Origin of the sequence: Candidatus Acididesulfobacter guangdongensis, assembly GCA_004195045.1 — a bacterium.
Lineage (GTDB): Bacteria > SZUA-79 > SZUA-79 > Acidulodesulfobacterales > Acidulodesulfobacteraceae > Acididesulfobacter > Acididesulfobacter guangdongensis.
On record SGBC01000001.1, the window covers coordinates 158769 to 175828 of the forward strand.

Sequence of the window (17060 nt, forward strand, 5' to 3'; positions counted from 1 at the left end):
AAAAAATGAAGTCTTTTTATTTTATTAGATTTAAAAACAATAGTCAAGTAATTTTAGTTGAAAATTTTTCCGCACAATAAAGAATAGGAACAGTACCCGCAGACTATATCGTCTGAATAATCAGGAACAAAAGGTTTTTCTTCGTCTGATATTTCTTTTATTATATTGGCTAAAGACGGCATAATGATATTTTCCATTATATCTGCGCCGTCGTTATTTTCTTTGTTCGCATTAAACATATACTGCCTATATTTATCCTTACCTGTTCTGATGTCCTGAGACACCATGCCGAGACATGCATTGATTTTAGCGTAATCGCCGGCGCCGGCATTTCGGCAATCTTTTACCGGAGCTTTTTTATTATCCGCGTTCAGCACCGCCTGTTTGAATAAATACATATAGACCGGAAGCTGAAAAGATTTTATAAATTCTTTTATCTTGCTTCTGTCTGTCAGCGGTTTCCCGCCGCAATAATCGTTCAGCTTGTCTATATCCGGTTTTGCCGCATGTTTGCCGGTTTTGTAGTCTATAATGATAAAACTTTCGCCGCTATCCAAGCTATTATAGTCACGTTCATGATTATAATTATTATCATTATTATCATTATTCTCGTTATTATTATCACCGGTGCAGTTATTTTTAAATTTGTCTATTCTGTCTATTATTCCAAAAAGTTTTACGGTTTTTTCACAATTTATTTTATCAGAATCTGCTTCGTATTTCCCGATATTAAACTCTGCTTCAATCCTGCGTTCTAATCCCAAAATTTCCCATCCTTTTTTATTAAGACAGTTGTTTGACAAATCATGCTTAATAAAATTAAATAGTAAATTTTTGGACGTTTCTTTTACTAAAAAATCATCCGCTTCATTTTCGCATCCGTCAATTATTCCGTTTATTTTTTCTTTAATATAATTATCCAAAAAATTTTCATCTGCAGCCGCACATGTCTTAATATGAATCTTCATACCCGTTTCCGTTTTCGCATCAGTATAGCTATCAGTAGTATTCGTGCAGGTATTTCTATTTTTATTTATATCCGTATTTGTATTTGCATACATATTTATATTTGCGCTATTTGCGCAGTTTTTATTAAAATCTTTCGTCGTTAAAAAATCTTCATAAAATTTCTTAAGAACTCTGTGCTCAAATATTCCTACTCTATCAGCCCCCGCATAACCGGCTTTTATTGTATCGGCTTCGGAAAGCCCCGCTATATATTTATAGTAAAATTGCACCGGACAATTTATGTATGTATCTATTGCGGTAATGGAAAGTTTTGTAAATATTTTATCTATTATTTCTAATATCGGTTTATTTTTTTTAATTTCAAAATCATTGCTGCTCTTTTGTAAAATATCAGTCTTAAAACTTAGTATATTTATATTTTTTATATCAAGTTTTTTTGCTTTTTTTTCTTCATCCCAAATAATTTCTTCAATAAATCTGCTTCTTATCTTATTATCGTTTTTAATATAAATTATGTCGGCCTCGCGCGCTCCGAAAATTAATCTTCTGAAATAATATCTGTATAACGCCTCATAGTCTGCATAACATAATACGCCTAATTTTTTTCTTAATGTATAAGGCAGCATCGGATCATATTTTTTTACTGGGGGCAAAATATCTTCATTTGCATCAAATATTATAACCTTGTCGAACTGTAAAGCCCTTGTCTCAAGAAGACCCATAATTTGCAGACCTTTAAGGGGTATGCCTTTAAAAGCTGCAAATTCATTATCTATATAATATTTAAATAATCTGAAGATTGATTTCTGCGTCATTGTTTCATTGCCGCAATAAGAATTTCCTAATATGTTAAGTATTTCTATTATCTTTTCCGTAAATTCGGGAGCCGGTTTGTAATCTGCTGCAGCGCTGCTGCTATCGCTTTCACTAATTATTATTTTGTTAATTATTTCAGATATTTTATTTGAAAAATTTTCTGGCGTAGTTTCATCTGCTTCAAAATTTATAAAAAATTGCTCATGAATTTTTTTAATAGCATCCGTAAGAATATTAACATCTGCATCTTTATTTTCATTACTATTTTCATTACTATGCGGAGCATCAAAACTTAAGACCGAGTTTTCAATATCATTAAGCGCAATATAGCTGTAATTGTTTGAAATTATATATTCTTCTGCAGCATCTGCCGCAGAAACAGCGCCTTCACCGCATAACATCTTAATATACGGATGCTTTAATAAATTAATATAATCTTTTGCAAAATATCTATATTTATATTTATATTCGTGATTATTTTTCTTATTGCTATACTTATCTTCAGCATCTTCTGTGCTGCCATTTTTTATACTATTTCCATTTTTTTCCGGCAATTTTGTTCCTTGAACTTTAGACACAAGATCAAGCAATGAATAAAGCGGCGTTCGTTTTAAGGAATATCCCATAGTTATATTGTAATCGCAATCCATATAATTTATTACATGATACAGAAGCGGCATTAGTGTATTAGAATCCGGTAAAATAATAGCGCTGGTTTCCGGAACAAAATTGCTTTTATCTAAAATATTTATATTTCTTTTTGATTCTAATTCAGAATGCACATCGAACCCTTCATGAAAATTTAAAACAGTTTCGGAAAAGCTATTCATACCATTGCTATCATTGCTATCATTGCCGTACTGCGGATTTTTCTGCATATTCTTTGAAAAAATACACTCAATTTCAGGATTACCCAGCGCATTAAGTAATTTTGAAACAATATAATCTTTTGAATATTCCTCTTTTTTTAAAGATTCAAATTGAGTATAAAATTCTGCGTCTCCGCTTTCAGCAAGGGTTTTAAAAATATATGCTTCGGTTTTATTGAGCGAGATAAATCCTGCAAAATATATTTTTTTGAATTCATTTCCAAAATCACTTATATTTTTACTTATATCTTCGCTTATATTTTTTGATAATATATTTGCGCCGCTCTTAATGTATTTTAAGGCATCAATATAGTCTAATCCTGGCGAAGACAGATTATTTTCGTACAATCTATTGTGAAAATTTTCGCGTATCACCGACAGGCTGTTATAAAATCTGCGGATACTTTCAGGCATGTCAGGCAGATAAGATTTTAAAGATTTAAGCTCGCTATTTTCTACAGCTTCGGCGTCTAATTCGTTAATTACATTAAATAGCTGCAGCCCCCATGGAAAAAAATCGTCGAATTTTTTTATATTTCTAAAGCCGATATTAATATTTATATGGTCATTATTTTTCTCAATATTTTTGCTACCGCCGCCTGTGTCTGCAGCAACTGCCGGAGCAGCAGTATTTTTCTGATTTAGGGCATAACTTTCCGCTTTAAAAATATCCTTTGTAATATTATATAAAAACCAAACAGCATCAATAATGCTTATATCTTTTCGGACACCGCAAGATTTTTCGGCGATAAATTTAATAAATTCATTTATTGAAAAAATATGCGGAGGTTCGCAAGGTGCACCTATTTTATCAGAAAGAATATTTTTTAAATATAAAGCAGGTCTTTTTCCTGCAAAAACTATAGCATATTTTGAAAAATCCCTGCCTGTTGTTTTACTGTTTTTTATATTATTTTTTATATATTTATTTTCGGCGTAATTATTATGTGCTCTGCCGCTATCGGTGCTGCAGCCGCTCTTATCGTTGTCATTGCCGTTATTTTTGCTGCCGGTATTGCCATTTATATTATTATTAAAATTATTAAAAGCTGCATTGCAACCTGCATTGCTGCCGTAATTAACGTCATTAATCCCGTCAGTTTCGCCTATCAATTTTTCTGCTATATGTTCAATAATAGAGTCTTTATATGTCAGAGCATAAATTTTCATTACAATTACCTTGTATTTATTACAATGATGCTTATTATTGATTATTAGTTATTGATTATTGACCATTTTTTATGGCAATTCTTCCGCATCTATATTATTTATTTATTAACTTATTTATTAATTAATCAATGCTTATAACAACATTATCCTTAACATTCTTGCAGCTGCAGTCGTTACCGCTGCCGCCGTTAAAAAACAAATCTATTAATCTATTTTTATGATTGCCTATTTTGGGCGGCAATAAAATATAAAGTTCATTTTCCGCTCTTGTCAGCGTTACATAAAAAAGATTTAATTCATCTATAAAATTTAATGATTTTTGGCGTATATACGAAACTACAGATTTTACGGCAATATTTTCATCGTTTTTAATAATATCTTTGGCGATGCTTAATAAGAAATTCTGCCCTGTTTTATCTGCATAGTCAAGCGCAATGCCGCAGCTGGTATAATCGCCGCTCTCATTGCCGCCGGTGTTGTTTAGACTTAAATAATCAACTATTATTTTATTCGGACTGTCAACTTTCAAACCTGCATAGGGAATAATAACTATCGGAAACTGCAAACCTTTAGATTTGTGCATAGTTAAAACATTCACGGCATCTTTGTCGGAATTAAGTTTAACTAAAAATAATTTTTCTTCAGATTTAACGTTTTCAAAAAAATCTATAAACGCTCCTAAGCTGCTTTCGCTTTCCTGTTCTCTGTTTTTTAAAAGTTCGAGCAGGTGCATAAAGAAACCGAGATTATTTTTAAAATTTTCATAAATATTAAATTTTTGATAAAATATACATACAAAATCGTAAGGCGGGTAATAGTCTGCGCTCTTTATTAAAGGTTCAAAATAATAATCCCAGATAACATTCTCTGTCTCATTAATATTCGTATTTTTTATATTGCTTGCGATATTATTTGCGTTGCCTATATCGGTTATTCTATTTATCTTATTAAAATTATTTATATAAATCGTATTATCAAAACACTCATTCGGCAGTAATTCTTTAAACCATTTTTTAAGATACGGATAAATAAACTTTTTATCTCTATTTTGCGCAACGAAATAATTGAGTTCATCTTTAAATTTTAAAACGGTGAAAGAATCCGGCAATCCAAATATTGAAGCAAATATTGAACCGCTTATAAAATTAATCAGAGAAAGATTGTCGGAAGGTTTATTTATAAATTTCATAAAACTGATAACTTCTTTAATCAGAGGGTTATTTCTTATATCGGCGTTCTGCTCCGATTCTGCCGGTATTCCGTCACGTTTCAATCTGAGAACTATATCGCTTGATTCTTGATTTGTGCGTGTCAAAATTGCAATATCTTTATATTTGTAATTTCTGTTCTTTATATCCTTTATCATATTTATAGTTTTTTCTAAGCATATTTCTTTAATTTTCTGAGAATTTAGAGTTTCGTCAGAAAACATATCAGCGTTGTCATCGGTGTTGCCGCTATTATTGATGCCGTCATTAACCATATTATCATTATTATCATTATCATGAATATATTTTTCTTCGCTGTTTTTATTGTATTCTGTATGTGTATAGCCAGTCTGCCTGCGTTCCGTCTGTTTGTACCCTGTCTGCTCATGTTCCGTCTGCTCACCGCACTCCGTCTGTTTGTACCCTGTCTGCTCACCGCACCCCGTCTGTTCCGGTCCGTCCTGTTTTTCTAAAATCCGCTCAATATAGATAAGCCCGCCGCCGCCGCTTTCCTTTCCGGCAGCTCCGTCGGGCGATTTCTGCGCATGGTCCTTATACACCGTATCTATAAGATGCTCAATATTTTTATTTACAAGACTATCCATAGAATCGGCTGCATATAGCGAATCTGAACATGTAAAATCAGTAGAATTATTGGAATTGGATAATAAACGGGAAACTAAATTTTCAGGGCTGAAGGTTTGATTGAAAAAGTATATAAGTTCTTTTTTAGACCTGAAGTTATAAGAAAGTTTTTCTTCATAAAAATTATTTTCATCTATAATATTTTCGCTGCGGAAATCGTCCATAACCTCATCGAATAAATCAGCATCCCCTCCTTTAAATCTATATATGGACTGTTTTTTATCTCCGACATAAAAAAATGTGCCTCCGTTTGCAATGCTGTTCCCGACCAATGCTTTTATATTTTCCCATTGAAGCCTGTCAGTATCCTGAAATTCATCTATAAGATAATGATAAATTTTTTCTCCGATATTAAAATATATCTCAGGCACTCTATTATCTCTTATCAATTCATTTACTTTTATTTTTAATTCATCTATAAATATGTTTCCGTCGTTTTTAGATTTTTCCGCTATAATTTTTTTTACTTCTTTTAATATTTTTATATAAGAATAAAATTTTATGCCGTTGGCGGTTAAAATAATATTTTTTATGCTTTCCCTTATGCTGTCCCATGTCTGCTGAAGTCTGTTTAGAATAATTAAATTATCTAAACTCTCTAAACTTTTAGCATTTGTTATAAGTTGGCGTATATTATTTTTAAGAAGATAAGCCGAACTGAAATCCATTCTTGAAATTTTCGCTAATCCCTTTAATGCATTTTTATTTAAAGCTATTCCTTTAGATTTAGATTTAGATTTGGATTTAGATTTGGATTTGGATTTGGATTTGGATTTGGATTTGGATTGAGAAGCCGTTTTTGCTTTTCCTGCCGGTTGCAATTCAGAATTATCCGATATATTTATATCTGCATCTGATGTACCTATATCATTGAAAGCGTCTATTAAATTAACCAATTCCTGCAATTTTCCGCCGCAATTGCGCACATCGTCTATTTCGAAAGGTCTCTCACATATATTTTTAATATTTGTTTCTATATAATTATGCGATTTAATTAAATAATCTTCATCATTCGGGACTATGAAATATTTACCTTCCGTATTTTCAATATTTCTTAATTCTTTTATTGTTTCTACGATTGCCTTGCGCGGATTGAAGCTGCTTTTGCCCTCTATCACCGTGTAATTTTTAATAAATTCCCTGAACATATTTTTTATTTCTCTGCCTTTGTTTCCGTTTGACCCGCCTGACACGTTTGACCATTCAGCCGAGCCTAATGCGCTTGGTGTGTCTAACGTGTCTGACGCCTCTAAAAGCAGACTGTCTAACGCATATTCTATATAAGACGTCGGATTCATAACTATATTAAACCCGGGTCTTATATCAGTCTCAAGTAAGGATGCTTTAATTATATCCGTTAAAAAACTGTCTATTGTTTTTACATTAAAATCTGAATAATTTTTAATGATGTTATCTACTATCGCCAGAGCTTTTTCTTGAATTTCTTGAATATTTTTTGAATTAGCGCAGCTGCCGATACCGGTACTTTCGCAATTTACGGCTATCACTTTTTTAATCTGTTCTATTGCGCGCTTATCCCCTATAGCAATAGATTTAAGAAGATTAAGAATGCGGTCCTTCATTTCTCCCGCAGCTTTGTTTGTAAATGTTATAGCTATAATATTATTTAAATTATTTGTTTTGGCATTATTTGATTTTATTTCAGAAGACAAAAGAAACTGAACATACCTTAAGGAAAGATTATGCGTTTTACCGCTTCCAGCAGATGCGGACAGCTGGAAAATATGGGGAAACTCAAGTTCTTTATCGTTTTTTAAAGGATTAGCGATATCGTTCATGTTTAGGCGCTGCTGCGATCAAGTTAATGTTCAACCATCGTGAAATACCCCGCTCTCACGAACGGAAACTTCTCGACAATAGACAATATTAGTTAAATATTAAATCTTACATTCAGGTTGTCCATAATTTATTTATTTAATTTAATTATTGGAAAAGGTGTCAGACACCTTTTCCTAGACACCTTTTCCTGCTACTTTCCTATAGGCATTTTTATTGCTCAAATAAATATAGCAATATTAATCTGTTGCTGATAATTATGGTGAAGTTGGTTTAACTGCAATCAATCCCGTATAAGTCATAATTTTTTTGTTTTGTAATTTTTACCTGTAAGAAATCGGCTCCTTCATGTTTTTTTATGGAACGTTTTATAACGCCGTAATCAGTTATTCCGCCGGTTATTTCGCCGGTTATTCCGCCTTTATTTTCGGAATAAATATAAGTGCATCCGTCTATATCAGGCGCCTGAAAGTAAGTTCTTGTCCGTATTATATTTTTACCGCTATTCTCGTTATCTATAATCGCTTCATACTGCTTTCCATTATATTTTGCAAATATTTCAGGCAGCAATGAATTTTGCAGCTCCATAAGCGTTTTATATCTTTCGTTTTTTGATTTTACGCCTATTTTATTTTTAAGCTTAAAAGACGCTGCATCCAGTTCGTCCGAATATTTAAAAACTCCGAGATTATCAAACTTTGTTTCTTTGACAAAAAACAGCAGTTCATTAAAATCATCTTCTGTTTCTCCGGGAAAACCGCATATAAGAGATGTTCTCAGCGCAATATCCGGAATTTCGGTTTTAAATTTTTCAATCAGCCTCAATATAGCTTTTTTATCGGTTGACCTTTTCATCAATTTTAATATATTGTCGCTTATGTGCTGAACAGGCATATCGACATATTTAAGAATCTTTTCTTCATTTTTAATAAGAGATATAAGATTATCGGTGATAAGAGCCGGATAAAGATACATAAGCCTTATCCATTTTATTTTCTTAACTTTTATCAGTTCTTTTAATAAAATATATAGACCGTCTTTAATATTGCAGTCAACGCCGTAGTAAGTGATATCCTGAGAGATTATTATTAATTCTTTAACGCCGTTTTCCGACAAATATAATGCTTCTTTTTTCAAATCTTCAATGCTTTTGGATTTATAAACCCCTCTTATTGCAGGTATTACACAAAAAGAACAATGCCTGCTGCATCCTTCTGAAATTTTTAAATAAGCCGTTCTTTTCAGATTAAAATGCTCTCTTTCTATAAATTTACTATCGGTAGCCGCATTTATATTTATATTTATATTTGTATTTGTATTTATATTTATATTTATATTTGTATTTGTATTTGCGATTATATTTGAACCGGTGTTTGTAGTTATATTTGTATTTAAACTTATTTCAGAACTTGCGTTTTCGTTTTCGTTTTCGTTTTCGTTTTCGTTAAGTTTTTTTGCAATATCGGCAATGGCAGTTTCGTCAAAGGTAGATAAAAAATAATCAACTTCAGGCAAGTCTTTTATAAGGACATCCTTGTTGTTATTGACCATACATCCTGTTACTATTATATGCTTAGTGCTGCCTTCAAGTTTGTGATTTATGGTTTCCACTATTATATCGATAGATTCTTTTCTGGCTTTCTCAAGAAAACCGCACGTATTTATTATACATATATCGCTTCCTGAGACTTCAGGACTGAAAATAAGCCCCTCTCTTTTTAAAATAGTAAACATATCTTCAGAATCAACCTGATTTTTCGGGCATCCTAAACTTATAAGATGAAATTTTAAATTTTTCATATTAATTTTTATTTTATTTCAATATATAAATAAATGTGAAATCGTGAATTTTTTATATCGGTTTTTATTTTATTTTATGATTTTTATAATGTAAATAAAAAAATAAATTGTAAATAAGACTTGTTTATATTAAGTTTACAAAACCGCGCTATAATAACACCATATATCTTTAATCCTAGCAATAGAAAGTTATCTGCTCGGAAAAGGTGTCTGACACCTTTTCCTGGACACTTTTTCCTGCTATTTTGCTTAACCGAGCAAAGAAATGCAAAAATATTTTCTATTGCAGAATTAAGGTATATACTATGCCTACTATACGCTCTTTCAATATGCTATAATGCATATAATGCAGCAGATAAAACATTGTGAATAAAATCGGAAATTCAAATAGAAGAATAATTAAAAAATATTATGAAATCAACAGAGTCTAATTATACCAAATTTTTTACGTTATGTTCCTTTTTTTTAACCGGCATATTAATTTTTTCAGCATTATCTCCTGCCGTTTCATACGCCGGTACATTATTAAATAATCCGAAAAAAGCCGGTCAGACGAGTTATTTAAAAAAGACAGGGTATGCTCCTGCCGGACATTATGATAACAAAAGCAATATTAATATTGAAAATTATCTTATCCCTGTTTCCCAAACCGCGTTTAAAAAAACGTTTAATATTGCAAATAAAATAGCAAACATACATAACAGATATATCAGCCTTAAGCAGGCGCTGAAATTAGCGTTGACAAATTATCCGGGGATATTATCAGGCAAATATAATTATCTTAACTATGTCTATTTAAATAACGAATCGACCTATAAATATTATCCTCAAATTTCAGCTAATGCCGGATTCACCAAAGAAACCGTCATGAATGTAAATAACGCGGGAGAGGCTCAGACTATCGGGAACCAGGTGCTCATACATAACGTCAATCAAAATTATTTTGTAAACAATTACAGCGGGAGCATTAACGCTACATTGGAATTATATTCTTTCGGTTCGCGCTATTATAATTATCTTCAATCGAAATATAATATGCTGAGTCAGAAATATGCATACAATCTTACTATTAATAACGATTTATACAATGTCATATTTGATTTCGAATCATATTTTGAAGATAAGCAGTTGGAAGAAGCCGACAGGGAAAATTTAAAAAATGATGAAATCCAGTATAAATCAGCTTATGCTTTTTATAAAGTAGGAACGGGAGACCTGCTTGACGCCGAAACCGCGAAAGCTGCTATGGAAACGGCTAAAGCATCTTATATAAATTCTACTTTTAATGTAAAAATAGCAAAACTTGCGCTTTTAAATTCTATTGGATTATCGCCTGAAAACGGTAAAAATAAGGTCAGATACCATTTTGTAAATTCTGTGTCGTTTAAACCTTTTAAAACAAAATTAAAAAATCTGCTGTCAAAAGGACTGAAACATAATCCTCAGCTAAAGCAGGCGGCTTTTGCGGTTAAATCGTCTAACGCCTCGGTAAGGCAGGCTGTTTCGGGCTACTATCCTTCTTTAAGCGCAAGTTTTAATTATACCGGAGAAAATTCATCTTTTCCTTTAGACAGAAATTACTCTGCGGGTATAGCCGTTAATATTCCTATATTTAACGGATTTTTGACGGAAAATCAGGTAGGAGCCGCAAAAGCTCTGCTAAATAGCAGCATCTGGAATAAACAGTTAGTTAAAAATAATCTTATATATGACGTTTCTAACGATTACTACAATATAATTAATCAATATTTGACGGCAAAGGCTCTGCGCCAATCTTTTGTATCTTCAAAACTGGCGTACAAACTGGCTCTTAAGAGCTATCAGGTAGGGGTAGGCTCAATGGTGCAGCTTGTAACCGCAAATTCCCAATACATAACGAGTAAAACAAATTATATAAATGCGGAATTCACATATTTTTATGAAAAAGCTAAACTGTATTCAGACCTCGGTCTGCTTATACATCATTATTTAAAATGAGTTATCGAATCAACTAATTAATTAATTAGTTTGTAAGTTTGTTGAACAGTTTGTTCAAATAATTTAGTTAGTTTGTAAGTTTCTAAGTTTCTAAGTTTGTTAATTAGTTAATTAGTTGAGTTATCAAATTTAAAATGATTTGGCTATTTATTTAATGAATTAATTAATTAATGTATTATTTATGACCGGACAACTTATAATTTATATAAACTTATAATTTACGGAGATTTAAATTCTGATGAAAAGCAAGAAAAAATTATACGCAGTTATCGTTATTCTTATAATAGCTATCGGTTTAGCGGTATATTTGATAAAAAAAACAGGCGCGCCGTCATATTCTTATAATTTATATAGGATAAAACCTATAACTATTCAAAAATCAGTACTGACGACCGGCACGATAAATCCTGTTAACACAATAAATGTAGGAGCTCAAGTTTCAGGTCTTATCAGCAAACTTGACGTCTGGTATAACACCAGAGTAAAGAAAGGGCAGCTTTTAGCAGAAATAGACCCTACAACATTTATTGAAAGAGTAAATATGGATAAAGCGACATTATCATCGGCACAGGCAAATATTCAGAAACAGATTGCATTATTAAATTACGACAGATTAACCTATATCAGGGATAAAAAATTATGGGCGGAAAATTTAATATCCCATTCAACCGAACAAAATGCAAAAAGCGTTTATCTTCAAGACATAGCACAGCTAAAATATTTAAAAAGTATTGAGGCATCCGACGAATCCCAGCTAAAGATTGATGAAACAAATCTGTCATACTGTAAAATATATTCCCCTGTTAACGGCGTTGTTATAAACGTTGCGGTAGCAGTCGGACAGACTGTCGCATCAAGTTTTCAGACGCCGACGCTTTTTACGATTGGCGAAAATATAAGCAAAATGGAAATTGATACTACAACGAATGAAGCAGACCTCGGAGGGATAAAAAAAGGGGACAAGGTCTCATTCACGGTATATGCGTATCCGGATAAAACATTTTACGGATATGTACATAACGTGCGAATTAATCCGACTACCGTTTCTGGTGTTGTAAGCTATAACGTTACTATTTTTTTTGACAATAAAAATCATTTACTTTTACCCGGTATGACCGCTATACCTAAAATCTATATTGAGAAAAAATCTGATGTGATTGCCGTGCCTAATACGGCATTGAGATTTGTTCCAACAAGCGAAAATAAATATATACTAAATAAAATTACCGATGAATTAAAATCAGGCGAGGGCGTAGTCTGGATTTTAGAGGAACACAAACCGGTTCCCGTCATTGTAAAATTAGGTATTAATAACAACAGCTACACAGAAGTAATTTCTAAAAAAATTAAAATAGGTTCGGAAGTTATTACAGGATTAAATATGCCGGGCAATTCACAAAATCAGCAGTTTCAAAGACCAAAAAGAAAAATGTTCTTTTAATTAAACATTTTTTTAATTAAATTAAATATTAAACAAAATAGTAATCAAAAAAATTAACTAAAATTAAAATAAATAAATAAGAGAATGCGCAAAATATTAACTAAACTAAATTAATTAAATATTTTTTCATTAAAAATGGACGGCAATATAAACAAAACGGTTATAAGACTTGAACATATAGGGATGATTTATAAAACCGGCGCTATTAATTACGAGGCTTTGAAAGATATTAATCTAACTATATATAAAGGTGAGTTTTTTTCAATTATGGGTGCCTCTGGTTCCGGAAAATCAACATTAATGAATATTCTCGGCTGTTTAGACCAGCCTACTTCCGGAAAATATTTTCTTGAAGATGAGGATGTTTCCACGCTGAGCAAAGACCGTCTGGCTGATATAAGGAATAAAAAAATAGGCTTTGTATTTCAGGGTTTTAATCTTATTCAAAGACTTTCTATAATAGAAAATGTTGAATTGCCTCTGTTTTATGCCGGCGTAGCTCATAAAGAAGCCGTTATGGAAGCAAAAAAAGCTCTGAGATTGGTAGATATTGCCGAAAGTAAAGAAAATAATTTCCCAAACCAGATATCCGGCGGAGAGCAGCAAAGAGTCGCCATTGCAAGAGCAATAGTTCACAACGCTTCGATAATTATGGCGGACGAACCGACAGGCAATCTTGATTCAGTGAGAAGCAACGAGCTTATGTCTTTTTTTAAAAAGATAAACGATGAGAGAAATGTCACAATAATACTTGTTACGCATGAACCGGATGTAGCCGCTTTCGCAAAAAAACATATAATAGTCAAAGACGGTCACATTGTTGACAATTGATGATCAGATAAAATTATCGACAAACACAATTTTCTTAAACTAATTAAACTAATTAACCTAATTAAACTAATTAACCTAATAAATTGTAAATTAATATAAATTATGGACCGACACCATTTTATATATATTTTAATATTTTTTTAAATATAAATATATTATAGATAGCGGCAGATAAAAAATATAAATAAAAATAAATGAAATAATAATATGCGCCAATAATATACACCAATGCTATGCGCTATAATTGGCGTCTATCGTAGTTAAATTAAAAAAAATGATAAAAAAATCATGAAATTTCCCATTTTACTTGATATACAATCTGCGTTTAAAACTTTTACCAGAAATAAGGCGAGGTCTTTCCTTACGACGCTCGGAATAATTATAGGCGTTGCATCCGTCATTGCCACGGTCAGCATAGGTCAGGGCGCATCGGCTTCGATTCAGAACGCTATTAACGCTCTCGGCTCTAATCTCTTAATAATTCTTCCCGGTTCGTCTAATATCGGCGGAGTGCAGACCGGTTTCGGAGAACTGTCTACCTTGACTTTGCAGGATGCCAAGGCAATAAGGAAACTGCCTGCCGTAAAAACCGACGCGGCAAACATAAGAATGAATGAACAGGTTATATGGAGGGGCAATAACTGGGGCACATCCGTTATGGGAACAAGTTCGACATTTCCCGTAATAAAAAATTGGCCTGTAACTAAAGGCGAGTTTTTTGATAAGCAGCAGGATAATACCGCCGCAAATGTAGCGGTAATAGGAACGACCGTTGCGACACAGCTTTTCGGTCTTATGAATCCTGTCGGTCATATCGTTTTAATACACAATGTGCCGTTTAAAATTATAGGCGAATTAAAGGCTATAGGATTCAACGCATTCGGTCAGGACCAGGATGATATAGTCGTTATACCGGTGACTACAATGATGGAAAAAATAGCTGGCATATCATGGGTAAATATCATTATGGTATCGGCAAAATCTAAACAAGATACAGGGTTAGCTCAGAGCCAGATTACCGCCCTTTTAAGACAAAGGCATCATATCCCCCCTCATAACCCGAACGATTTTTATGTAAGAAATCTAACTCAAATTGCCCAGACGGCAGGCTCAAGCGCTCAGATATTTACAATACTTTTGGCAGCCGTAGCCGCCGTTTCTCTGTTGGTAGGAGGCATAGGAATTATGAATATTATGCTTGTATCCGTTACCGAAAGAACAAAAGAAATAGGTATAAGAATGGCGGTAGGGGCAAAAAAGAACGATATACTGAAACAGTTTTTGATTGAATCGTCAGTTTTAAGTTTATTCGGAGGAGTACTGGGAATAGGACTCGGCGTGGGTATATCCGATTTAATTTCGGTTGTCTCGCCGCTTCATACAATAATAACTATTGAACCTATTCTTATATCTATTGTATTTTCAGTGGCTGTAGGAGTATTTTTCGGCTTTTACCCCGCTTATAAGGCATCAAATTTGAATCCCGTCGAAGCCCTGAGATACGAGTGAACACGTTTTTGTTAATCCTGCAATAGAAAGGTTATCTACTCGGAAAAGGTGTCAGATTAATTTTTTTGCAAATATTTTCTTTGTTAAGTGAACTACTTCATATGCAAAAAAAAATAAAATCTGACACCTTTTTCTACACCTTTTCCTTATAATTTTGCTTAACCAAGCAAAGAAATGCATGAATATTTTCTATTGCAGGATTAAGGTTTGTATTTTTGCTATATTTTCGCCATACTGCTATGCTATGATTCCGGGGTTTTTTTTCAGGAACAGAACATTGCATTCCCCGTCGCTGTGCCGACCATTCACCAAATATTCAAATTGCGGAAGCCCCTGTCTTTAGGCATGGGACTATAACATTCAAGTCGTCTTTTTTCATAAGTATACCTTCAAAAAAGGTATTTGGCGGGATTTCTTGGGTATGCCGCATTCTATGTTTTTCATCATGTTTTGCATCATGTCTTTTTTCGGCAATTTTTCCGCCGTTTGCTTCGGCATTTATTTTATAATAATCTTGTCCGGTTATTATTTTTTCGTCTGCGCAGCCGCCGTATATTATATTTCCTTTTATATAATTTGAGCTTATTGCCTGACTCTTTGAGAGACTTAGAAAATTTAGCGTCCTGCCGTAAAATTTTTTATGAAAAATATCTTTCTTGTTTGATGAAATATCTCTTAAGATTGCAGTCCTCTGTTTTATTGTTTTCGGATTTATTTTAATTTTACTATCCATAAGAAACGCTTCTGTTCCTTTTCTGTCCGAATAAGAAAATATGTGCATATAATATATGTCCAATTTATTCAGATTATTTAACGTTTCAGCAAAATATTCTTCAGTTTCTCCGGGAAAACCTGAAATGATATCGGTACCTATAGCAGCATCTTTAATTTTTGAATTTATCTTATTTATTATAGTCAGATATTCTTCAAAAGTATAATTCCTTTTCATTGCTTTCAATATCTTATTTGAACCGCTCTGCAGCGGAATATGAAAATGGTTCTGTATTTTTTTACTATTTGCCAGAATATTTATTAAATCGTCATTGAAATGAATAGGGTCAATAGAACTGATTCTTATTTTTACCGGAATATCCAGCTCTTCTATGGCTATTAACAGGGAATTAAAATTCTTTTCCGATTGAGCGTTTGAACTGCCGTAAGAACCGATATTCATTCCAGATATAATAATTTCTTTAAATCCGGCTTCATAATATTCCCTTATAGAAGACAGAACCTCGCCGAACTTTAATGACCAGTGCGTCGGTCTTGCCTCAGGTATTATGCAGAATGAACATTTTATATCGCATCCTTCCTGTATTTTTAAATTGGCTCGTATTCTTTTTTGTGAAGAAATAAGCGTTTTCTTTGTATCTGCAATATTATTATTATGCTTGTCATTGCTATAATTTGTCAGAATATTCAGTTTGCTGACGTTATCTATTAATTTTATGCCTGAATTTCTATATTCGGCTTTAGTGTAAGTTTCTTTATTTAACTGGGCAAAACATCCCGTAAGGATAATAGCGCTCAGCGGATATTTATTTTTTATTCTGTTGAGCATTCTTTTTGTTTCATTATCTGCTTTTTCCGTAACGGAACACGTATTGATAAGAAACAGGGGTATATGTATTTTATGTTCGTCAATTTTATGTATATTAGATGCATCTGCATCTACAATATTAAACCCGCGTTTTTTTAATAATGATTCAAATTGACCTGCCTCGAATTGGTTTAATTTGCAGCCTGAAGAGATAACGGCACAGTTTGCTTCGCTACCGTTAGATTTAAGTTTTAATATTTCACCGTCTAAATAATTTAAAAAATCATCCATTACGACCTATTAACCCTATTTGACCCATTGTGACTATATTTGAGCTATCAACTTTATTTAATAACCTATATTCAATAAGCCGTTCCTGCCTATTATCTGCTATCCGGTTGTATATTCGGCTTATGTACTGCAGGCAGAGACCTTAAAATATTCGGAAACTAACAAAATATCTTTATTATCCGGTTGTATATTCGGCT

General features: G+C 32.7%; 8 protein-coding genes. 4 read left to right on the plus strand and 4 right to left on the minus strand.

Annotation, left to right across the window (positions count from 1 at the left end; all coding sequences use genetic code 11):
• Positions 1-53 precede the first annotated feature (53 nt).
• The 3 genes from EVJ46_00790 to rimO all read right to left on the minus strand — a co-directional run bounded on the left by EVJ46_00790 (position 54) and on the right by rimO (position 9274).
• Positions 54-3824 carry a hypothetical protein gene (locus EVJ46_00790; protein ID RZD16808.1) on the minus strand — a complete coding sequence of 1257 codons (3771 nt, stop codon included), beginning with the start codon at positions 3822-3824 and terminating at the stop codon, positions 54-56.
• 121 nt (positions 3825-3945) lie between these two features.
• Positions 3946-7476, minus strand: a complete 3531-nt coding sequence (locus EVJ46_00795) for a hypothetical protein (GenBank protein ID RZD16809.1) — start codon at positions 7474-7476, stop codon at positions 3946-3948.
• Positions 7477-7747: 271 nt separating this feature from the next.
• Positions 7748-9274: a 30S ribosomal protein S12 methylthiotransferase RimO gene (rimO, locus tag EVJ46_00800; GenBank protein ID RZD16810.1), complete on the minus strand. Its 1527-nt coding sequence runs from the start codon at positions 9272-9274 to the stop codon at positions 7748-7750.
• A 411-nt stretch (positions 9275-9685) separates the two neighbouring features.
• Between rimO and EVJ46_00805 the strand changes: the two genes are divergently transcribed.
• The 4 genes from EVJ46_00805 (at position 9686) to EVJ46_00820 (ending at position 15032) form a co-directional block, all read left to right on the plus strand.
• Positions 9686-11251: a TolC family protein gene (locus tag EVJ46_00805; GenBank protein RZD16811.1), complete on the plus strand. Its 1566-nt coding sequence runs from the start codon at positions 9686-9688 to the stop codon at positions 11249-11251.
• Positions 11252-11489: 238 nt separating this feature from the next.
• Positions 11490-12692, plus strand: a complete 1203-nt coding sequence (locus tag EVJ46_00810; protein ID RZD16812.1) for an efflux RND transporter periplasmic adaptor subunit — start codon at positions 11490-11492, stop codon at positions 12690-12692.
• Positions 12693-12827: 135 nt separating this feature from the next.
• Positions 12828-13523 (plus strand): ABC transporter ATP-binding protein, encoded by a 696-nt coding sequence (locus tag EVJ46_00815; protein ID RZD16813.1) that lies wholly within the window; start codon positions 12828-12830, stop codon positions 13521-13523.
• Between the two features lie 288 nt (positions 13524-13811).
• A complete protein-coding gene (locus tag EVJ46_00820) occupies positions 13812-15032 on the plus strand; it encodes an FtsX-like permease family protein (protein RZD16814.1) in 1221 nt (406 codons plus the stop codon).
• A gap of 316 nt (positions 15033-15348) precedes the next feature.
• Here EVJ46_00820 and EVJ46_00825 read toward each other — a convergent pair whose 3' ends face one another.
• On the minus strand, positions 15349-16863 hold the full coding sequence (locus EVJ46_00825; protein ID RZD16815.1) for a MiaB/RimO family radical SAM methylthiotransferase: 1515 nt from the start codon (positions 16861-16863) through the stop codon (positions 15349-15351).
• Positions 16864-17060 lie beyond the last annotated feature (197 nt).